At 35.0% G+C, this 22,744-nt stretch carries 18 protein-coding genes and 1 tRNA gene; 16 read left to right on the forward strand and 3 right to left on the reverse strand.

Annotated features, from left to right (window positions below):
• Nucleotides 1-4: 4 nt before the first annotated feature.
• From Q0893_RS06005 to Q0893_RS06030, 6 genes are all read left to right on the forward strand, one after another.
• Nucleotides 5-2,332 carry a molybdopterin-dependent oxidoreductase gene (locus Q0893_RS06005; protein WP_299273346.1) on the forward strand — a complete coding sequence of 776 codons (2,328 nt, stop codon included), beginning with the start codon at nt 5-7 and terminating at the stop codon, nt 2,330-2,332.
• A gap of 3 nt (nt 2,333-2,335) precedes the next feature.
• A complete protein-coding gene (locus tag Q0893_RS06010) occupies nt 2,336-3,028 on the forward strand; it encodes a nitrate reductase cytochrome c-type subunit (protein WP_298900467.1) in 693 nt (230 codons plus the stop codon).
• Nucleotides 3,021-3,644: a multiheme c-type cytochrome gene (locus tag Q0893_RS06015; protein WP_298900466.1), complete on the forward strand. Its 624-nt coding sequence runs from the start codon at nt 3,021-3,023 to the stop codon at nt 3,642-3,644. The genes Q0893_RS06010 and Q0893_RS06015 overlap by 8 nt, the downstream gene beginning before the upstream one ends.
• 6 nt (nt 3,645-3,650) lie before the next feature.
• Nucleotides 3,651-4,781, forward strand: a complete 1,131-nt coding sequence (locus Q0893_RS06020) for a 4Fe-4S dicluster domain-containing protein (RefSeq protein WP_299273350.1) — start codon at nt 3,651-3,653, stop codon at nt 4,779-4,781.
• A gap of 10 nt (nt 4,782-4,791) precedes the next feature.
• The gene (gene dsrP / locus Q0893_RS06025; RefSeq protein ID WP_299273353.1) at nt 4,792-6,015 is read left to right on the forward strand and encodes a sulfate reduction electron transfer complex DsrMKJOP subunit DsrP; all 1,224 of its coding nucleotides are present in this window, start codon (nt 4,792-4,794) and stop codon (nt 6,013-6,015) included.
• Between the two features lie 70 nt (nt 6,016-6,085).
• The gene (locus tag Q0893_RS06030; RefSeq protein ID WP_298900463.1) at nt 6,086-6,226 is read left to right on the forward strand and encodes a hypothetical protein; all 141 of its coding nucleotides are present in this window, start codon (nt 6,086-6,088) and stop codon (nt 6,224-6,226) included.
• An 85-nt stretch (nt 6,227-6,311) separates the two neighbouring features.
• Here the strand turns inward: Q0893_RS06030 and Q0893_RS06035 are convergent.
• Nucleotides 6,312-6,387, reverse strand: a tRNA-Phe gene (locus Q0893_RS06035).
• Between the two features lie 191 nt (nt 6,388-6,578).
• Here Q0893_RS06035 and Q0893_RS06040 point away from each other — a divergent pair.
• The 7 genes from Q0893_RS06040 to Q0893_RS06070 all read left to right on the forward strand — a co-directional run bounded on the left by Q0893_RS06040 (nt 6,579) and on the right by Q0893_RS06070 (nt 14,507).
• On the forward strand, nt 6,579-7,307 hold the full coding sequence (locus Q0893_RS06040; protein ID WP_299273356.1) for a type III pantothenate kinase: 729 nt from the start codon (nt 6,579-6,581) through the stop codon (nt 7,305-7,307).
• Nucleotides 7,307-8,611, forward strand: a complete 1,305-nt coding sequence (locus Q0893_RS06045; RefSeq protein WP_298900461.1) for a hypothetical protein — start codon at nt 7,307-7,309, stop codon at nt 8,609-8,611. The genes Q0893_RS06040 and Q0893_RS06045 overlap by 1 nt, the downstream gene beginning before the upstream one ends.
• A gap of 17 nt (nt 8,612-8,628) precedes the next feature.
• Nucleotides 8,629-10,011: a hypothetical protein gene (locus Q0893_RS06050; RefSeq protein ID WP_299273360.1), complete on the forward strand. Its 1,383-nt coding sequence runs from the start codon at nt 8,629-8,631 to the stop codon at nt 10,009-10,011.
• Nucleotides 10,012-10,581 (forward strand): LPS export ABC transporter periplasmic protein LptC, encoded by a 570-nt coding sequence (gene lptC / locus Q0893_RS06055; protein ID WP_298900459.1) that lies wholly within the window; start codon nt 10,012-10,014, stop codon nt 10,579-10,581.
• A 71-nt stretch (nt 10,582-10,652) separates the two neighbouring features.
• The gene (locus tag Q0893_RS06060) at nt 10,653-10,844 is read left to right on the forward strand and encodes a hypothetical protein (RefSeq protein ID WP_298754811.1); all 192 of its coding nucleotides are present in this window, start codon (nt 10,653-10,655) and stop codon (nt 10,842-10,844) included.
• 2 nt (nt 10,845-10,846) lie between these two features.
• On the forward strand, nt 10,847-12,136 hold the full coding sequence (locus tag Q0893_RS06065; RefSeq protein ID WP_298900458.1) for a hemolysin family protein: 1,290 nt from the start codon (nt 10,847-10,849) through the stop codon (nt 12,134-12,136).
• A gap of 214 nt (nt 12,137-12,350) precedes the next feature.
• Nucleotides 12,351-14,507, forward strand: coding sequence for a SurA N-terminal domain-containing protein (locus Q0893_RS06070; RefSeq protein ID WP_299273365.1), 2,157 nt, complete (start codon nt 12,351-12,353; stop codon nt 14,505-14,507).
• A 55-nt stretch (nt 14,508-14,562) separates the two neighbouring features.
• On the opposite strand, the gene Q0893_RS06075 is transcribed toward Q0893_RS06070, so the two are convergent.
• Both Q0893_RS06075 and Q0893_RS06080 read right to left on the reverse strand, forming a co-directional pair.
• Entirely contained in the window at nt 14,563-15,516 is a 954-nt protein-coding gene (locus Q0893_RS06075) for a GYDIA family GHMP kinase (RefSeq protein WP_299273368.1), read from the reverse strand.
• Entirely contained in the window at nt 15,517-16,821 is a 1,305-nt protein-coding gene (locus Q0893_RS06080) for a hydroxymethylglutaryl-CoA reductase, degradative (RefSeq protein WP_298900455.1), read from the reverse strand. It lies immediately after the preceding gene.
• Nucleotides 16,822-16,999: 178 nt separating this feature from the next.
• Here Q0893_RS06080 and Q0893_RS06085 point away from each other — a divergent pair, with 178 nt between their 5' ends.
• The 3 genes from Q0893_RS06085 (at nt 17,000) to Q0893_RS06095 (ending at nt 22,663) form a co-directional block, all read left to right on the forward strand.
• Complete coding sequence (locus tag Q0893_RS06085; RefSeq protein ID WP_299273372.1) at nt 17,000-19,225, forward strand: S9 family peptidase; 2,226 nt, start codon at nt 17,000-17,002, stop codon at nt 19,223-19,225.
• Between the two features lie 26 nt (nt 19,226-19,251).
• The gene (locus Q0893_RS06090) at nt 19,252-20,808 is read left to right on the forward strand and encodes a peptide MFS transporter (RefSeq protein ID WP_298900453.1); all 1,557 of its coding nucleotides are present in this window, start codon (nt 19,252-19,254) and stop codon (nt 20,806-20,808) included.
• A gap of 70 nt (nt 20,809-20,878) precedes the next feature.
• Nucleotides 20,879-22,663: a peptide MFS transporter gene (locus Q0893_RS06095; RefSeq protein ID WP_299273376.1), complete on the forward strand. Its 1,785-nt coding sequence runs from the start codon at nt 20,879-20,881 to the stop codon at nt 22,661-22,663.
• The last annotated feature ends 81 nt before the right edge of the window (nt 22,664-22,744 follow it).

The following is a 22,744-nucleotide window of genomic DNA, read 5'->3' on the forward strand; positions in this document are numbered from 1 at the left end:
GTTTATGTTTACATCTACAACAAACAGAAGAGATTTTATTAAAAAAATGGCAAAGTTATCTGCAATTACTGCGGCTGTTAGTATGTTTCCAGGTATTCTTTTTGCAGAAGAACAAGAACGAGGATTACCAAAAGATGCCAATTTAGATTGGAAAAAAGCACCATGTCGATTCTGTGGTGTTGGATGTGGTGTTTTGGTTGGTGTCGAAAAAGGAAAAGCAGTTGCCGTAAAAGGAGATCCAAAATCAACTGTTAACAAAGGACTATGCTGTGTAAAGGGATATCACTCTGTTATGGCTATGTACGGTAATGATCGTTTAACAAAACCATTAGTAAAGAAAAATGGAACTTACGTAGAAACGACAATGGATGAGGCCTTAGACTTAATTGCTTCGAAAATGAAAGAAACGATTAATGATCACGGGAAAGATGCGGTTTCTATTTATGGTTCTGGACAATGGACAATTCCTGATGGTTATGTGGCCTCAAAATTATTTAAAGGTTGTATCGGAACAAACAATGTAGAAGCAAATGCGAGATTATGTATGGCAAGTGCAGTTACAGGGTTTTTAACTTCTTTTGGTTTGGATGAGCCTATGGGATGCTATGAAGATATTGATCATGCAGATGTTTTCGTGCTATGGGGAAATAATATGGCAGAAATGCATCCTGTGTTGTTTTCAAGACTTCTAGATCAACGCTTAAAGAGAGGGGTGAAAATTATAGATTTTGCCACTCGAACCACACGAACAAGTATGGCGGCAGATAAATCTATTCTGTTTTTACCTCAAACCGATTTGGCTGTTGCTAATGCAATTTGTTATGAGATTATTAAGAACAATTGGGTCAACAAATCTTTCGTTGAAAAGCACTGTAATTTCAGCAAAGGACTCACTAATATGGGTTATGGATTAGAAGATAAATATAAGTTTACCGATAAACCTGAGAAGATAAGTTTCGAAGCATATAAGACGTTTTTAGAAGATTATACGCCAGAAAAAGTTGAGAAAATATCGGGTGTTTCGGCTAAGGATATTAAATATATGGCTGCCTATTATGGTGATCCGAATAAAAAAGTAATGTCACTTTGGTGTATGGGACCTAACCAACACAGTCGAGGTACTTGGATGAATAATTTAATCTACAACATTCATTTGTTAACAGGTAAAATTTCAACGCCTGGGAATAGCCCATTTTCGTTAACAGGACAGCCTTCAGCTTGTGGGACGGTAAGAGAAGTAGGTACACTTACTCATAAACTCCCTCATGGTGTAGTTATGAATAAAAAACATCGCGAATTTGCAGCTAAAATTTGGGATGTTCCTATAGAAAATATAGACCCTAAACCAACGTATCATACCGTTGAAATGTTTAGAGCTTTAGATCGTGGTGACATTCGATTTATGTGGATTCAGGTAACTAACCCCATGGTGACCATGCCAAAATTGAAACGTTATCGCGATGCTGCGAAAAAGGAAGGACGCTTTATTGTGGTTTCAGATATTTACCCAACACCAACTACAGATATTGCGGATGTGATTTTGCCATCAGCGATGTGGATAGAACGGGAAGGCATGTATGGTAATTCTGAAAGGAGAACACAGTATTTTGAGCAAATGGTAGAGCCTCCAGGGGAGGCAATCAGTGATACTTGGCAATTGGTAGAAGTGGCTAAACGTCTAGGGTATGAAAAACAGTTTTATTACAACAAAGAGACTCATATAGAAGAGATATATGCCGAATACCGAAAACACCATGAAGGAAAAAAGCACAATATGGCACCTCTTAAGGTGCTAAAAGAAAACTCTGGCATGCAATGGCCTTATGTGGATGGGAAGCCTACAAAATGGAGATTTAACTCTAAGTATGATCCTGCGTGTAGTAATGGAGAGACTTTTCATTTCTACGGAAAACCAGACGGGAAAGCTATAATTTGGCAACGTCCTTATGAGCCTGCTGCCGAAGAACCAGATGCAGAATATCCATACTGGCTAAATACAGGCCGAGTTGTAGAACATTGGCACACAGGTTCAATGACGCGAAGAATACCTGTATTACACAAGGCAATGCCGCATGGTTATGTAGAATTAAATCCCGATGATGCCAAGCGTTTACAAATTCAAACAGGAGATCGTGTGAAATTAACGACGAGACGAGGCGAGATTATTTTGCCCGCTTCTGTAAATCAGCGTGGAGTTCCCGCTCCTATGCAAGTTTTTGTTCCGTTTTTTGATGAAAACATGTTGATTAATGATATTACGTTAGACTCATTTTGCCCTATTTCAAAAGAACCTGATTATAAAAAGTGTGCCGTTAATATTGAAAAAGCATAAGTGATGAAAAAACGACTTGGTATTATAGCGTTATTTGTTTTGTTATTTATAGCCTTTATTTGGGTTTGGAACTATAGCTACTTTCAAGGCAAAGAGGAAGCCTATATTCCTATCAATGCTAATAAGGAACTTCCAGTTGTTGCTTCGGAAATGGGCGTGTTTGAGAGATCAAAGTATGCTCTAGATTATGCCAATATGCCAATTGATGAAGCGCATCAACGATCTCTAAAAACCTACTACGAAAATAGGGCCTTTTATGGAGCGCCACCTTCAATTCCGCATGAGGTAGAAGATGATCGAAATATGGGCGAAAACAGCTGTTTAAAATGTCACGGAAATGGAGGTTTTACTGAAAAGTTTAAAGCCTATGCACCAGTGACGCCTCATCCAGAAATGGTTAATTGTCGTCAATGTCATGTGCCTCAAAAAACCCAAATATTGTTTAAAGAAACGCAGTTTATGAGAGGAACGGTGCCCTCTGCTGGAACAAACAATGCCTTAGAAGGAAGTCCGCCTGTAATTCCACATCAATTGCAAATGCGAGAGAATTGCTTGTCTTGTCATGCAGGGCCAAGCGCTCCAAAAGAGATTAGAGTAACACATCCTGAACGTATAAATTGTCGCCAGTGCCATGTTTTAAATAATAAAGTAATAGAGGATATAGGAATATTTAAAAGATCAAATGCCAATGAGTAAGTATATTACATATAACATATTAGGTGTACTCTGTATTCTTTTTTGTTTGAGTTCATGTAAGAATCACGGTGAGGAATATCATAGCATTACTGATAAGATAGAGGCAGAGAGCAGGGATTACCATGGTATATCTACGTCTTCTGAAAGCTATATTGAACATATAAATACTGTTGAAGTTACTGAAAATGGACTTACTTTTTTAATTCCAGAAAGAAAAGAAGAAATAGAGTCGTATAGCTGTACTGAATGCCATAGTAAGCCATTAGATGAACTACAAAGCAAGACTATTAAAAAGGCACATTGGAACATTAAATTAAGTCATGCCAACCAACTAACAATGAATTGTGTTACTTGCCATAATGGTGACAACATGGATTATCTGCAGAGTTTAACTGGAAGCCAAATCGATTTTGATTTGAGCCATCAATTGTGTAGTCAATGTCATCAAAAACAGTTTAAAGATTGGGCTGGAGGTGCTCACGGAAAACGCATAGAAAGTTGGGCTTCGCCAAGAGCGTCCATGACTTGCGTTAATTGTCATAATCCTCATGCTCCAAGTTTTGAATCCAAGTGGCCAGAACGATATAATACGCAAAAAATTAATGAACGAAAATAATCGGGTATGAGTGATACAAATAAAAAATGGTTTTCGTTAAACTTAAATTCCAAACATAAACAAACCTCAGGTTCTTGTGGATGTGGGAAGACTTCTGGAGGTTGTAATTCGCATAAGCCAAAAAATGAGGAGTTAAACGAACAAGAGTTTATTGACGCTGCAGTAGATGCCTCTATTGGAGAGGAAAGGCGTAAAGACGGTTTTGATCAAGTTTTTGATGTTAAAATGAGTCGACGATCCGCATTTAAAAAACTAACGGCAAGTTTATTAATTGGAGCGGGTGCCGTAAATACATCGTGCAGTTTTATTGCTGGAGATGAGACCAAGGAAAAAGCTCAAATAGATTGGGAGGAGCAGTTCAAGGGAAACTATAAACTCATGAATAACGATGAGAAAAAAGCAACTGTTGATAGGTTGGTGCGTTCTTATCAATTACGCACAGGGAAGACCATTAGTATGTCTTCCCAAAATGCCGAAGAAGATGTGCTTTTTGGATATGCCTTTAATATTTCAAAATGTCAAGGGTATATGGATTGCGTTAATGCTTGTGTTGAAGAGAATAATCAGGATCGGAGTTCTCAAATGCAATACATAAGAATTCATGAAATGAAAGATGGGAAGGGGTTTAATTTTAATGAAGCTGACGACAATTATTATCATGAAGTTCCTGCCGAAGGGCATTTTTATATGGGAACTCAATGTTTTCATTGTGACAACCCACCATGCGTAGATGTATGCCCAGTTCAAGCTACATGGAGAGAGGATGATGGTCTGGTTGTTATTGATTATGATTGGTGTGTTGGGTGTAGATATTGCATGGCTGCCTGTCCTTACGATGGACGTCGCTTTAATTGGAGTAAGCCAGAAGTTCCAGAAAATGAAATCAACAAAAACCAACACTATTTAGGAAATCGACTTCGAAAAAAGGGCGTCATGGAGAAATGTACGTTTTGCGTACAACGCTCTAGAAAAGGTAAAAACCCTGCATGTGTAGAGGCTTGTCCAACCGGCGCTCGCATTTTTGGCAATCTTTTAGATCCAAATAGCACGATTCGTTGGGTATTAGAGAATAAAAAAGTATTTAGATTAAAAGAAGATCTTGGTACCGAACCTAAGTTTTGGTATTTCATGGATTAAAATACAAATCATGAGAAGACTTAAAGTATTTAAAAGATTAGTGATTGATAGTTTAGATGTGATGACTCACGGATCTAAAAAGTACCATTTATGGATGGCACTTTTAACCTTTATTATGCTTATTGGTATGTATTGTTATTCCATTCAGCTTGAAGAAGGGTTAAGTGTTACCGGTATGACCGATCGCGTAAGTTGGGGGTTGTATATTTCTAATTTCACATTTTTAGTTGGAGTTGCCGCAGCGGCTGTTATGCTAGTAATGCCAACTTATGTATTAAAGGACATTGATTTTAAACAGGCTGTTTTAATTGGGGAAGGTTTAGCGGTTGCAGCCTTAATAATGTGTTTGGCATTTGTTGTTGCTGATATGGGAGGCCCGTCAGTATTATGGCATATGATTCCTGGAATTGGCGTGTTCAATTTTCCTAACTCCATGCTCACTTGGGATGTTATTGTTTTGAACGGTTATCTCTTTTTAAATATTACGATCCCTTTTTATATTCTCTTTCGCCATTACCAGGGAAAAGAGTCTAAAAAAAGCGTTTATATTCCAGGGGCTATTTTATCCGTGTTTTGGGCGGTTGGAATTCACCTAGTTACAGCATTTTTATATCAGGGATTACAAGCAAGACCCTTTTGGAATAACGCGTTGTTAGGTCCGCGATTTTTAGCTTCAGCCTTTGCTGCAGGACCAGCGTTAATTATTTTGGTACTTGCTATTATAAGAACATATACTGCTTTTAAAATTGAGGATAAAACCCTTAAAAAAATTGCTATGGTAGTTACTGTAGCAGCTCAAGTGAACTTAATTATGCTCATTTCAGAATTGTTTAAAGAATTCTATGCGCCAACACATCACAGTGAAAGTGCCTATTATTTGTTTTTTGGCTTGGATGGAAAAACGGCATTGTTACCTTGGATATGGACTGCAATATCCATAAATGTATTGGCAACAGTTATTCTTACCTTTCACAAACTTAGAAATAACTTTAAGATCTTGTTTTTTGCATGCTTCCTGTTATTTGTAGCCATTTGGATTGAAAAAGGATTTGGTTTAATTGTGCCTGGATTTATACCTGGACCCTACGGAAAAATTGCTGAATATACACCTACTGGTATTGAAATTGGAGTAACCATTGGGATTTGGGCAATGGGCGCTTTTGTATTTACAATTTTAGCCAGAACTGCTATTAAAATTGAAACAGGAGAGTTGAGGTATAAAAAGAAAGCGTAATCCCGTTTTAAAGGGAATATCTTTATTGTACAGGTTGTAACATTTTCATATAATGTCTGACTTATAGTATATGAAAGTGATTATCATTATTGTTGTTATCGTCGTTTTGATTGCATGGGCCTATTTTTTTCCAAAAGGAGTTAAAATATTTGGTATACCTGCCGAAACTCTTTTTTCGAAAGAAGACCCTGAAGACGAAGATTTTAAGTAAACTGAGAACCCTCTAAATATATCTACGGAATTTATCTAGAATTATAAAAACCAAAAAACCCGATTCATTTGAATCGGGTTTTTGATGGTGGTGCCTCCAGGAATCGAACCAGGGACACAAGGATTTTCAGTCCTTTGCTCTACCAACTGAGCTAAGGCACCAATTGCATAAAATTGCGAGTGCAAATATAGACTCATTTTTAATATTCACAAAAAGAAACAACAAAAATTTAAACTTATTATTTGTTTCATACCGCAAATTGTTGATTTCAACCAAAATAATGTTATAATTTGGTTAATTACTACCCTAAAATGTATCTTCATTTTGTAGTTTTAACCCTTTTAAAACACGTATGAATTTAATTATTGACGTTGGTAACACCTATGTCAAGTTTGCAATTTACAATCAAGGCAAGCTAAAAGAGAAGGTGGTTGGTGAGCTAAACGATTTCGAGAGCATGGTCTTGGAAGTGATTAAAGATCACCCTCAGGTCAATCAGGCTATTGTATCTTCAGTAGGAAGATTAAACAATGCACACCTAAAGTCTTTAAAAGACAACATACGCGTTTTAGAACTGTCTCATAATCTCAAGTTACCCTTTAAAAACCTATATGCTACGCCTAAAACACTTGGTGTAGATCGTATAGCATTGGTTAGTGCATCTGTAGAGCAATTTCCAGATCATAATGTGTTGATAATAGATGCAGGAACTTGTATTACCTACGATTTTATAAATACTAAAAATGAATATTTAGGAGGTGCTATTTCTCCAGGAATTAGATTGAGATATCGAACATTAAATAATTTAACGGCAAATTTACCGTTATTGGAGACCAAGATGCCTCAGGACATTTTAGGGGATTCAACGGAAAATTCAATTCACTCGGGCGTTGTTTTTGGAGTTTTGAAAGAAATTGATGGTGTAATTGATGATTATGTTAAAGAATATTCAGATTTAACAGTTATTTTAACAGGAGGAGATACCAAATTCTTGTCAAACCAATTAAAAAATAGCATATTTGCCAACTCAAATTTTCTTTTAGAAGGTTTGAATTTTATTTTAGAATATAATACGAAATAATGATAAAAAAACTTGTAATAGTTTTAATCGCTTTTTTTGCACTACAATCTTATGGGCAAGAAGGTACAGCGTCTCCATATTCGTTCTACGGAATTGGAAGTTTGAAATTCAAAGGAACGGTTGAAAATAGAAGTATGGGAGGATTGAGCATTTATACAGATAGTATACATGTGAACCTTAGAAACCCGGCAGCATATGCTGGTGCAAATCTTAAACTTTGGAATGAAGAAAGTAGACCAATAAAATTTTCTGTAGGAGCGGGTCATAATAGTACTACGCTAAAAGCTAATTCTGGAGAATCAAAAGTGAATGCTACAACCTTTGATTATTTAGCCTTATCTATACCTGTTGGTAAATTTGGTTTTGGCTTTGGATTGGTGCCTTACACTTCTGTAGGTTATAAATTAGAAGATAGAAACGCTGATGTACTTGAAAACAGATACCGAGGAGAAGGTGGTGTTAATCGCGCTTTCTTTGGTTTGGGCTATCAAATTACAGATAAACTAAGTTTGGGTATCGATGCTAATTATAACTTCGGAAATATCCAAAACAGTGTAATTCAGTTTGCATATGACGAAGACGGAAACCTTGTTCAATATCAAACGAGAGAAAGTAATCGGTCAGATTTAAGCGGTCTTAATTTTAATATTGGTTTAACTTATAAAACCATGATTAATGAAAAGTTAGAACTTCAAACTGGATTAACTTATTCTCCTAAGAGTGATTTGTCATCAAGAAATCAAAGAACTTTTGCAACTATTATAATTAATCAAACCAACGGACAAGAGTTTGTGCTTAATGAAATTGAAGGCGATTTAGCCTCTCAAGGGCTAGCGAGAACAGATTTGACCTTGCCTTCACGTTTTTCATTTGGAGCTGGTATTGGAGAGCCAAGACGCTGGTTTGCAGGTGCAGAGTATACCCGTCAAAACACAAGCGAATTTTCAAACCCTATAGTTTCAATAGAAAATGCTAATTTTGTAAACGCTTCAACTATTTCTGTTGGTGGCTTTTATATCCCAGATTATACATCGTTTTCAAATTATTGGAAACGAGTAACCTACAGGGCTGGTTTCCGTTTTGAGAATACTGGTTTAGAAATTAATAATGAAACTATTAATGAGTTTGGCATGTCTTTTGGAGTAGGACTACCAGTTGGAAATGTGTTTTCAAATGCTAACCTTGGTTTTGAGTTCGGACGACGAGGAACAACAAACCAAAATTTGATTCAAGAGAACTTTTTCAATATTAATATAAGTCTGTCTTTAAACGATAGATGGTTTCAAAAGAGAAAATATAACTAACGTAAATATAATAGAAGATGAAAACGAAAATAACACTTATAATAGCAGCTTTGTTTATGGCGACAAACTTTGGGTTTGCACAGCAAGACGAAGAATGTATGCTAAACTTGACGTTGTTTAATGACTACGTTAAAAGTAAAAAGTATGACGAAGCTTATGAACCATGGATGAATGTTAGAAACAAGTGTCCAAAGTTTAATATTGCTATATACAAGCGAGGAGAAAAGATTTTAGCTCATAAAATCAAAAATTCAAGCGGGCAGGAGAAAAAAGATTTCATTAATGATTATATGGCGCTTTTAGATAAAGGAGCTGAGCTTTTTTCTAGTAAATACCCGTTAGGGAAAGTATTAGAGCAAAAAGCATTAATGCAATACGAAAATAGAAAAGATTTAGGTCTTGATGATATGCAGATTTACAGTGCATTCGATGAGGTATACACTAAAGACAAAGCTAACTTTAAAAGTACTAAGGGACTCTATGTATATTTTACAAAAATTGTAGATTTATTTAAAGCAGGGAAGTTTGAACTTCAAAATGTATTTGATAAGTATGATGATGTAAATGAATTGTTAGAAAACTTAAATGATACATATGCTAAATCATTAAATAAATTAATTGAGAAAGAAGCCGCTGGTACAACTTTAGGAAAAAAAGATAAGCAGTATAAAGGATTCTATCAAAAATCATTAGAAGCTAATGCTAAAATTGCTGGAAGTTTAGATGCTTATATTGGAGAATTAGCAAACTGTGAGAATTTAATTCCTTTATATAAAAAGGATTTCCCAACATATAAAAGTGATGCAGCTTGGTTAAAAAGAGCAGTGAGTAAAATGTACAATAAAGAATGTACAGATGATCCATTGTATATTGATTTAGTAAAAGCATACGATCAAGTTGATCCTTCTGCAGAAACGAAATACTTTGTATCTACGGTATTACGTAAGCAAGGAAAAATTAAAGAAGCAGATGATTATGTGAAGCAGTCTTATGATTTACAAACAGATCCTATAAAAAAGGCGAGAATGTCAAAAAAGATTGCTAACGATTTCAAAAAACGTGGGAGCTATGGTAAAGCAAGAACTTACTATAGAGAAGCGTTAAAGTTAAATCCATCTGATGGAACACCTCACTTGCAAATAGCAGCAATGTATGCAAAAAGTGCTAACAGCTGTGGTGATACAAACTTTAATAAGAGAGCGGTGTTCTGGTACGCAGCACAGGAAGCATTAAAAGCAGGTCAGGTTGATCCTAGCTTAAAAGGAGCAGCTAATCAAGCAGCGACATCTTATAGAGCAAACGCACCAACTAAATCTGAAATATTCACCTGCGGATGTGCAGGAACTACAATCAAAATTGGTTGTTGGATTGGAGGAAGCGTAACGGTTCCAAAACTATAAATGAAAACAAAGTTTTTACATACTAATATATACATAGTCACAGCAATTGTTGTGACTATGTTTTTTTCATGTAAAAAAGACATCAATGAAATTCAACAAATTGGCGTGCTTCAAAACCAACCTATTGGCGAAGCAAAAAATATTAATCTCAGATATACTGAAGCCGCAGATACTATAGGTAGAGTTATTGCTAATTTGGAGAGCCCTAAAATGCTCGATTATTCTAATAGAGACTTTTCGTTTTCCGAATTTCCCAACGGCGTGCGATTATCTTTATATGATGAAAACAATAAAAAGAATGTTGTTCTGGCAGACTATGCCATTGTTTATAACGCCACAGATTTAATTGATTTGCAAGGAAATGTTATCTTAATTACACCACAAAAAGATACGCTGTTCGCAGACCAAATGTATTATGACCAAAAAAGAGAATGGTTGTTTAGCAACCATCCAGTGCAATTAAAATCGGCACAATCAAGAAGTGGTCATGGTGATATTTTTGACGCAGATACCAAGTTCAATAACTACACAATCCTTGAAGGAAGAGGTCAGGGCATCCTAAAAGATTAAAGCATTAGGCCATAGTTGGCAAAACATCTTTATCTTTGTATCATAAACAACAAATCAATAGAAATTTTCAAATGAAAATACTACAGTTTTTTCAATACGTATACCTCTTTTTTGCAGCTTTATTTATTTATGATGGCTTTGAAAATTTAGGAGAGGAAGGTAATAGATCTATTATATCATTTGTATTTGCTGGTCTGGCAATATTTATGTTTTTCTTCAGAAAGAAATTCAGAAAGAAATTCGATAATAGAAACGGTTCCTAAACATGGATCTTAGCATCGTTATTATTATCGTTATGCTATTGCTTTCGGCGTTTTTCTCCGGAATGGAGATTGCTTATGTCTCTTCCAATAAAATTCACATTGAAATTGAGAAAAAGCAAGACAATTTTTTAGCGAAAATTTTAGCCAAGCTAACCGAAAAGCCTTCAAAATTTATAGCAACGATGCTTATTGGTAATAATATAGCATTAGTTATTTATGGGTTTCTTATGGGTGACCTCCTTGTCGATTGGTTTCAATCTATGCTGCCATCACAACACCAATTTGTAAATTATCTGCTCGTAGATCTTAGCCTCTTAACACAAACGGTAATTTCAACTATAATTATTCTTATTACAGCAGAGTTTTTACCAAAAGTTTTTTTTCAAATTTATTCTAATTCGTTTTTAAAAATATTCGCTTTTCCAGCTTATATCTTTTACATCCTGTTTTGGTTTTTATCATCCTTTATTATTTGGGTTTCAGATATGATCTTAAAGCGCTTTTTTAAGACCGATGGGGACGATATCCAATTGGCTATGACCAAAGTAGAACTAGGAAATTATATAAGTGAACAAATGGAATCTGTAGAGGATCATGAGGAGGTAGATAGTGAAATACAGATATTTCAGAACGCATTGGAGTTTTCAGATGTGAAAGCAAGAGAAGTGATGGTGCCTCGTACAGAGATTATTGGTGTTGAGGTTAACGATACTATCGAAAATATAAGCGGTCTTTTTATTGATTCTGGCTTGTCCAAAATTTTAGTGTATAACGAATCGATTGATGATATTTTAGGGTATGTACATTCGTTTGAATTGTTTAAAAAACCAAAATCAATAAAGGATGTAGCAAAACCAGTTGTGTTTGTTCCAGCTACAATGTTTGTAAAGGATGTATTAAATATTTTAACTAAAAAGAGAAAAAGTATTGCTGTTGTCATTGATGAGTATGGTGGAACGGCTGGTATTATGACCATTGAAGACATCGTCGAAGAACTTTTTGGAGAAATTGAAGATGAACATGATAGTGTTGCTTTGATTGAAGAAAAAATAAACGATGACTATTATAAATTCTCAGCGCGATTGGAGGTAGACTATATCAATGAAACCTATAAACTTAACTTACCCGAAAATGAAAACTATGAAACTTTGGGCGGACTTATTGTTTTTCAAACGGAAGGTATCCCAGAGTTAAATGATGAGGTGGTTATTGATACGTTTAAGTTTGAAATTCTTGAAGTCTCATCGACAAAAATAGACGTGGTTTCATTACATATTCTAGAGGTCGATTAAATTAAATCAAGATTGTTTTTGTAAGACATTGCTTATTAAATTCAGACCTCAAATGCTTCATAGTTGTGGTTTAACTTGCAGTCAAACATTCATGCTTTATCCAACATTCGACGAAACCCAATAAAAATCGGTAATAAAAACGTAGTTCTACTTTTATTATTTGATAGAAAATGGTATTTTCGCCCACTTATTATTCGATAAATTATACATTAAAATGGCAGTTTTAAATAAAATTAGACAACGTTCATTGTTCTTGATACTAATCATTGCACTAGCGTTATTTTCATTTGTACTAACAGATCTAATCAAAAATAGTGATGCCTTGTTTGGAGGTTCTCAAGATGTTGTAGCAACTGTTAATGGACAAAATATTAACAGAGTAGACTTCATGAATAGAGTTGAGAATATGCGTAGACAATTGGGTCCATCAGCAACGAATACTCAAGCTATGAATCGTGTTTACGATCAGCAAGTAAGGAGAGCAGTGATGACAACTCAATTTGAAGAGTTAGGGTTGACCGTTGAAGAAGATCAAATGAGAGATCTATTAGAACAAAATTTTTCTGCATATCCAGAATTTCAAAATGAAGCAGGACTTTTTGACGAAAGTAAATTAACGACCTTCATTGCTAATTTGAAAGAGGCTAATCCTCAAAAAATGATTCTTGGAAATTTTCAGTTGAACTATGATGAATGGGTAAACAATGAAAATTCTATTGCCACAATCGCAAAAGAAAGAGCTTACTACAATATGGTTAAAGCTGGAGTAAGTGCTACTTTAAATGAAGCAGAAGTTGATTATCTGTTAGAAAATTCAACTAGAGATTTAAAGTATGTCCAAATTCCTTATGCAACTATCAATGATAGTTTGGTTGAAGTAACTAAGGCAGATATTAAGGCGTACATTAATGAAAACAAAAAGAAGTTTGAAGTAGAAGCGTCTAGAGATATTGTTTTTGTAGAATTCAAAGAAGAGCCAAGCCTAAGAGATGAAGAGGATTTAAAAGCTGAATTTGATGATTTGATTAATGGTAAAGCTGTTTTTGTAAATGGAAGAAATGATACGATTATGGCATTTGCTCAAGTTAAAGAGGAAGATTTGTCAAACTATGTTAATTTGACTGGAGAATCTGCTGAAGCTTATAATGATTCATTCGTTAAAAAATCTGTGTTACCAACGGTAGTTGCCGATACGTTATTTAACTTAAATGTTGGAGATGTTTATGGACCATATAAAGATAATGGTTTGATGAAATTAACACGTCTTGTGGCAGAAACAACTGTGCCAGATTCGGCTAAGGTTCGTCACATATTAATTCCGTTTATTGGAGCTAATAGAGCAGGAGTAGATGCAAAATCTGAAGCAGATGCTAAAGTAACAGCAGATAGTGTTGCAGACATAGTTAGAGCAGATCGTTCTAAATTCCCAGAGTTGGTAACTGCATTATCTTCAGATCAAGGAAGTGTCGATAAAGGTGGTGTTTATGATTTTCACCCTAGCACACAAATGGTGAAGCCGTTTAGTGATTTTGAATTTCAAAATAATGTTGGAGATATTGGTGTTGTAAAAACACAGTTTGGTTTCCATATTATTGAAATTTTAGATCAAAAAGGATCTTCTAAAGCCGTGAAAGTAGCAACTATTGCAAAACCTATCGAGCCATCTGATGAAACAATTGATGAGGTGTTTACTAATGCTTCTAAGTTCGAACTTGCTATTCAAAATGAAGATTTTCAAAAAATGGCTGACGAACGTAAGTTAGAGGTTAGACCAATAAACAATATAAAAATATTAGACGAGAATATCCCAGGATTAGATTCACAAAGACCACTTGTACGTTGGGCTTTTGAAAATGAGACAAAAGTAGGAGACTACAAACGTTTCTCTATTCCAGGTGGAGGATATGCCGTGGTACAATTAACTAAAATTAATGATGCTGGATTAATGAATCCTGAGAATGCATCAGCATCTGCTCTTTCAGAAATTAGAAAAGAGAAGAAGGCAAAGTTAATTAGAGAAAAAGTTTCAGGAACAACTGTTGATGAGGTTGCTAAAAACCAAAACAGACCTGCCAATACAGCATCAGCTGTAAATATGAAGAATCCAACAATTTCAGGAGCAGGACTTGAACCTCAAGTTGTAGGTGTTGCTTTTGGTTTAAAGGAAGGTGAAACTTCAGGTCTAGTTGATGGAAATCGTGGTGTTTATATGGTTACTGTAACAAAAGTAAACGACGCAACTAAATTGGATAATTATCAGGCTATAGCTAATCGTTTAAGTGCTGCTAGAGTAAATGCAGCTCAAACCAAAGTGTATAACGCGCTTAAGGAAACAGCAGATATAGAAGATAATAGATCTAGATTCTATTAATAGAGTTTAAACAGATATAATTTAAAAAGCGTTGCAATATTTTGTGACGCTTTTTTTAGTTTCTTACCATTTCAGAATAGTTGAGGATCGTGTCGAAACCTTTTGTTTTGAAATATGATGTTGGGTCTTCATGAGATGCTACCATCACAAAATCACCTCCCCAAGCACCTAAACTTTTAATGCTGCCAGTGAAATCACTAAATAGACGTTCTCGAACTGGTACTTGTTTGATAATAGTTGAAATAAGTTGCTCATGTTCACCCATAAGTTGCTGAAACCCATCAAGTGTTGTACAAGCAATCATCTCTTTTGTGATTTGTGTAACTCGAGATATGTAAGAAGACAGATTTGAAGTGTTCGCTCTATATTGTGCAATACCATCTCTACTATTTTGCTTTTGATTGAGATAGACAAAATACAGATGTTTCTCAAATACAGGATTGAAATTGACCGTTTTAACTATAGGTGTATGGTTCCCTTCAACCCCTTTTGTAGTCTTATTTGAATTGAAAGGTACAAGCTGATAGGTTAGGCTTTTTTCTGCTTCTGCACAGGCAATATCATAACCACTTCCTCCAAAAGTCGCCTGAAGTAATTTGTAGGCATCAACGCGAGCCCAGTTGGCTATATTATTAATTAATGTAGATGATGTGCCCAACCCCCAATCTTTAGGAAATTCTGTTGTTGATATGGCTACAAGACCGTTGTTTTGATTTAAAAAATTAGGATTCAGAGTTTTGGCCGCAGTTAAAATTTGAAGCAATCTACTGGTTATATCAGAATTGCTATTTGACAGGGCCGAAATGTTATTATTTGTTATAGAAAATTTGGCCTCATACCATAGTTTTTTAGTGTAATCAAAACTTTTCCAATGTAATTTGTCATCAAACCCATTATCAATGCGTAAACCCTGTCCTAATCGCGTTGGAACAGCTAAGGCATTGGCGCCATCAAGTACAACGTATTCTCCTGTGAGTAATAATTTTCCGTGGCTGTAATAGCTTTCCATTTAACGTCTCAACTTTTCTATTTCGGAAACTACAGCTCCGTGGGTTACTGTATTGGTTTTAAAGTGTTCAACCAGTTTTGTTTTTTCTTCAGAAGTGGCCTCAAACTGATTTAAGATGTTCATCAAATGCATTTTCATATGACCTTCTTGAATTCCAGTTGTCGTTAAGGAACGTAATGCGGCAAAATTTTGAGCCAAACCTGCAACAGCAACAATTTGCATTAACTCTTTAGCCGACGGCTCTCCTAGAAGTTCTAGTGCCAATTTTACCAGCGGGTGTAATTTTGTTAAGCCACCAACAGTACCTAATGCTAATGGGATTTCCATCCAGAAAGAAAACGTTCCATTCTTTATTTCAGCATGGGTTAAACTGGTGTATTTTCCATTTCGGGATGCATAGGCATGAACACCAGCTTCAACAGCTCTAAAATCGTTTCCAGTAGCTAAAACAACGGCATCAATACCATTCATAATGCCTTTGTTATGAGTTACAGCTCGAAAAGGCTCTACTTCTGCAATAGCAACCGCTTGAACAAATTTTTCAGCAAATTCTTGCGCCGAAACATTAGGGTTCTCAGTTAATTTTTCAACGGGGCAACTTACTTCAGCTCTTACTAAACAATTAGGAACGTAATTCGAAAGAATTGACATGACTACATTGAGATTCGCATTTAAAGATTTGCTAGCTTCTCGCTTCAAGGTGATAGCAAACTGTTCTAAACAGGAATTAATAAAGTTGGCACCCATAGCATCTAAAGTCTCAAAGGTGGCATGTAGTTGATAATAGTTGTCGAGAACATTTGTTTTATTTCTCAATTCAATATCTACAATCCCTCCACCACGCTTTTCCATGTTTTTTGTAATATGCTTCGCGTCGTCTAAAAACGTTTGCTTAATAACATGATTGAAAAAAACGTCTAAATCTTCGCTGTCGCCATCGTATGTAAAATGAACCTGACCAATTTTTTGGGTAGAAATGACCTGAGCTTTAAAGCCACCACGATCAAACCAAAACTTCGCTGCTTTACTAGCCGCGGCAACTACAGAGCTTTCTTCAATAGCCATTGGTATCGTGTACACCGAATTGTTTATTAAGAAATTTGGTGCAACACCTAATGGGAGGTAGTAATTAGTAATCGTGTTTTCTATAAATTCATCATGAAGTTGTTGTAACTTCTCATCTGCATTCCAATATTGTTTTAGTAGCGATTTAGTTGATTCAGAATTAGTGAAATAGGTGTTAACCAGCCAATCAATTTTTTCTGATTTTGATAATTTAGAAAAGCCCGTAATCGTTTTAGCCATGCGCTATTATTTTAAATTCGTACCAGCTTATAACTATGCGAATACAAAGCGCAAAGATACTATTCTTGGTATTATTATTGATGCATTAGCATAATATTGCGCATTTAACATGCAATAGTTACTGTTTTTTGCATTATTTTTAGTAAACTTGACATTATTTTATCAAAAAAATAGCTCTATGAACATATTCAAATCGGTCACACTTCTTGTGTTTTTTGTAACCACTTTAGCCTCAGCGCAAAATAAAGAAATTAGCCTTGAAGAAATATGGGATGGAAGTTTTAGAACCGAAAGAATGGATGCACTACACTCCATGAAAAATGGACAGCAATATTCGGTTTTAAATTTTGAAAACAGAGCTTCTCAAATAGATATTTACGATTATAAAACGCTCACTAAGGTTAAGACCTTGGTGAATTCTGCTGATATTAGCGATATTGCATATTTTACAAATTATACATTTAGTGATGACGAATCGAAGGTGTTGTTGGCAACCAATGTCGAATCTATATTTAGACGTTCAACTTTGGGTAAGTATTATGTGTACGACATCACGTCAAATACTGTTGAATTGGTTTCTGAACAAAAAATACAAGAACCTACATTTTCACCAAATGGATCTAAAATCGCATATGGCTTAAATAACAATCTATATGTAAAAGATTTAAAATCTGGACGTACAGAACAGATCACAACAGACGGTAAAAAGAATCAAATTATTAATGGGATTACAGATTGGGTTTATGAAGAGGAGTTTAGTTTTGTAAGAGCTTTCGAATGGAATACTGCTGGTGATCAAATTGCTTTTATCAAGTTCGATGAAACTAATGTTCCAGAATTTTCAATGGATGTTTACGGTCAACAATTATATCAAACACAACAAGTTTTTAAGTACCCGAAAGCAGGAGAAACAAACTCAGATGTGTCTTTGCATATCTATGATTTAGATCAAAAAACGAGTAAAGAATTTAAACCAAAAAAACAATATTCAGATTTCTATATACCTCGAATTAAATGGACAAATGACCCAAATGTTTTGAGTGCACAATATATGAATAGACATCAAAATGAATTAGATTTATGGATGATTAATGCCACTAATGGTGAAGGTGATTTGGTTTTAGCGGAAACAGATAAAGCCTATATTGATGTGACGTTTAATTTAACATTTTTAAAGGATAATAGCTTTATCTGGACGAGTGAAAAAGATGGGTTTAATCATATTTATCACTACGATAAAAAAGGAAACTTAATTAATCAAGTAACATCTGGAGATTGGGAGGTTACCAACTATTATGGCTACGATCAGAAATCAAAACGAATTTTTTATCAATCTACAGAAGATGGCTCAATAAACAGAGGCGTTTATTCAGTTGGTCTTAATGCTAAAAAGAAAAAGCGTTTGACAAAAAGTACTGGAACAAATGCGGCGGCATTTAGCGCAGATTTTACATATTTTATCAATACATTTTCTAGCGCAACCAATCCACCAGAATACACCTTAAATAATTCTAAATCTGGCGACCTAGTAAAAAGTATAAAGGACAATGATAGGTTAGCGCAAAAACTATCTAATTACAAAACATCACAAAAAGAATTCAGTACCATAAATATTAATGGAAACGATTTAAATATGTGGATGATAAAACCTGCAAATTTCGACGAAAGCAAAACGTACCCTTTATTTATGTATCAATATTCTGGTCCAGGATCACAGCAAGTGGCCAATCGCTGGAATGGCACTAATGATTATTGGTATCAACATCTTGCACAACAAGGTTATATTGTAGTATGTGTGGATGGTCGCGGTACAGGTTATAAAGGAGCCGACTTCAAGAAAGTGACGCAAAATGAGTTAGGTAAATATGAGGTTGAAGATCAAATTGCGGCAGCTAAACAGTTAGCAAAACTGCCTTATGTCGATGAAAATAATATTGGAATTTGGGGTTGGAGTTATGGTGGTTTTATGAGTAGCAACGCCTTGTTTAAGGGTAATGATACCTTTTCAATGGCTATTGCTGTTGCTCCTGTGACAAGTTGGAGATTTTATGACACTATATACACAGAGCGCTACATGACCACACCTCAAGAGAACCCAACGGGTTATGATGAAAACTCACCAATTAATCATGTTGATAAACTTAATGGGGATTTTCTCTTAATACATGGTACAGGAGATGACAATGTTCATGTTCAAAATACCATGCGAATGGTCGAGGCTCTAATTCAAGCCGATAAACAATTTGAATGGATGATATACCCAGATAAAAATCATGGTATTTACGGTGGAAACACACGATTGCATTTGTATAAGAAAATGACAAACTTTATTCATGATACACTGGGTAAAGACAGAGAAGTGCCAACAGATAAAAGAGAAAAAGAAGTCAAGATTAAAGGATAAAAAATACTAACTAATATTTAAAATTTATGTCAGATACAACACTTAAACCGCATCAAAAAGAACTATTTGGTCAGCCAATAGGACTTTATATTTTGTTTTTAACTGAAATGTGGGAACGTTTCTCATACTACGGAATGCGAGCGCTACTAGTACTTTATATGACAACTCAAACTATTGGCGATGATAGAGGTGCTGGTTTAGGTTGGACTAGCAAAGAGGCTCTTGCTCTCTATGGATGGTATACAATGCTTGTATATGTAATGTCCATACCAGGAGGAATGATTGCCGATAAATTGATTGGTCAAAAACGAGCCGTTTTGGTTGGTGCAATTATTTTATGTCTTGGGCATGGTGTATTAGTGCTTACAGATATTTGGGCGTTTTATACTGGTCTTGGATTAGTAATTTTAGGTGTTGGATTATTAAAGCCTAACATATCTACGATGGTAGGTGGCTTGTATAAAGATGGAGATATACGACGCGATAAAGGCTTTAGTATATTTTACATTGGAATAAACTTAGGATCACTTTTAGCAACATTGATTGTTGGTTTAGTTGTAGCAGAATGGGGATGGCATGCTGGTTTTGGATTGGCAGGAATTGTGATGGTACTTGGTTTGATTAACTATATCTATGGACAAAAATATTTAACGCATGTAGGGAATTTTGTTCCTGCGAAAGCCGATGACCCAAATGAAATCTCATATGGCAAATTATATTCACAACTACCTAAGTCGTCATTACAATTAACTGTAACAATCATATTAGCAGCGTTATCTGCTATAGGATGGTACTTTCTAGGATGGGGTTATGGATTGTTATTTTTATTTTTAACCGCAATCGCGGCTTTATTAATGATGATTTATAAAGAGTTAGATTCTCAGGCTTATAAAGATCGTTTCCTAGTATTATTATTATCATTTATTATGGTGATCATTTTTTGGGGAGCTTTTGAGCAAGCTGGAGGTTTAATGAATTTATATACCGAGACCAATACCAATAGAATGTTATTTGGATGGGAAGTGCCTACAGTAATGTTTCAAAGTTTAAATGCTGGATTTATTATTCTTTTTGCAACGGCTGTTGCTGGTTTTTGGGCAAAACGAAAACTTAAAGGTAAAGAAGCATCATCTTTATTTAAGATGGCATTAGGTATTATCATCATGGGATTCGGATTCCTTTTTATGGTATTTGCTGCTATGGAATTTGAAAAATCAGGAACATCAAGCATGATTTGGTTAGTTTTAGCTTATCTATTTCATACCATTGGAGAGTTATGTATTTCTCCTGTGGCCTTATCGTTTATCACAAAGCTAGCACCAATAAAGTATGCCTCTTTAATGATGGGAGTTTATTTCGCTGCTACAGGTTTAGGAAATAAAGTTGCTGGAATTGTAGGTGAGTCTGCAACAGATTTTGGTGAGAAAACAGTATTTGCAGGCATCGTAGTCTTTACCGTAATAATTGGTGGATTGTTTATCGTTATCTTAAAACCTTTAAAACGCCTAACTCATGGTGTAGAAGATCAAGAAAGAGATTTGAAACATGAAGAAGCTGAAGGTTTTGAACTTGCAGATAATTAAAAAATAATAAAAAGAACCCTTGTTAATTGTTATGACAAGGGTTTCTCTTTTCTAACTAAATATATTTCCTATGAATACAGATATCGAAAATTTATTTAAAGACAAAGTCATTGGTCATCCAGCTGGGCTATTTGTGATATTTTTTACCGAGATGTGGGAGCGTTTTTCATTCTACGGAATGAAAATATTATTGGTGTTATTCTTAACAGCACCTTACCTAAGTGATAACCCTGGATGGGAATGGTCTCGAGAAAATGCATTGGCACTAATTGGTACTTATTCTTCTTTATTGTACTTAACTCCAATCGTTGGCGGATGGTTGGCAGACAAAATTACAGGTTATAAATGGGCAGTGATTATAGGCTGTTTTATTATGATGCTTGGTCATGCATTTATGGTTTTTGAAACACAGTGGTCTTTATATGTAGGTTTGGCATTGCTCGTTATAGGTACAGGTTTTTTTAAGCCAAATATGACCTCTATGATTTCTGAAATGTATAAAGGAAAGGAGTCTAAAAAAGATGGTGCTTACACTATTTACTATATGGGTGTTAATGCTGGCGCATTTTTTGGAATGATGCTCTGCGGTTATTTAGCTTCAAATTTAGGATGGAGTTATGGTTTTGGTCTTGCTGGTATATTTATGTTGGGTGGATTAGTTCAGTTTTGGTTGGCTAAAGATTTATTTGGACAAATAGGGGAAAGACCTTCTAAAATTCATGAAGTGGAGTTACCACAAAACCTTAATGAAGAGAGTCCGAAAGAACATACTAGGGATGATGATGGAGAAAAGTTAAATCCTTTTACAATGGTAGATAAACTATTGATAGCATTGTCTGCATTAGGGGGGTTGTTATATTTATTTAATGATCCATTATCTAAAATTGAAAATATAAATCTTTTACCATTTTCAATTGGAACTATGGATGGTTCTAATGTCACAGTTCTTGTGGCATTGTTTATGTTTCTATTCTTAATTATAACTAGAATATCACGTTACTCGAAAATTGTTAGAGATCGAATTATAGCCGTCTCTATCTTCGGAATTTTTACAGTATTCTTTTTTGCTGCTTTTGAGCAGTCCTTAGGATCTATGACGTTATTTGCTCGAGATTATACCGATAGAGTTTTAATGGGTTCATCAGGTACTTTATTTAAAGTTATTGATACAATTTTGACAATAGTTCCATTAGCGATCATTACATGGGTATTATACATGTTATTTAAAAAGACTTATAAAAAAATACCTACTTCAAATATAGTTTTAGGATTTACTTTTGTTTTCTTATGGTGTATAGTCTTTTATAAAGTATATAATGAATTTAGTAAAGACACGACTGAAGTTGATCCAACGTGGTTTGGAATACTAAACTCCTTTTTCATTATTACGTTGGCGCCATTGTTTTCTAAATGGTGGGAAAGTAAATATAATCCTAGTGTCGCAATGAAATATGGCATTGGACTTATATTGCTCGGTTTAGGATTTGGTATTCTAGTATTCGGAACTATGGGAATTCCTCAGGGCGCAAAAACAGCCTCTGTAAGTATGATATTTTTAATACTGGCTTATTTGTTTCATACCATGGGGGAGCTATGTATCTCTCCAGTTGGATTGTCCTATTTAAGTAAACTCGTACCAGGGCGTATGATTGGATTTATGTTTGGTATCTGGTATTTGGCTATTGCTATCGGACAAAAAGCAGCTGGAACGATGGGAGGAATGATTGATAAAATCACAGAAGAACATTCCTTAAGTACGTTCTTTTTAATTTTTACTTTGGTTCCAGCAGGTATTGGTGTTATTTCAATGTTATTAAATCCGATTCTAAAAAAACTCATGCATGGCGTCCGATAATCGGATAAAATCGTTAAAATAACTTAAAATGCTCCAAATTTGGAGCATTTTTTGTAAGTTCGGAATAACTTTTGCAACACA

This window comes from uncultured Psychroserpens sp., assembly GCF_947494225.1.
GTDB lineage: Bacteria > Bacteroidota > Bacteroidia > Flavobacteriales > Flavobacteriaceae > Psychroserpens.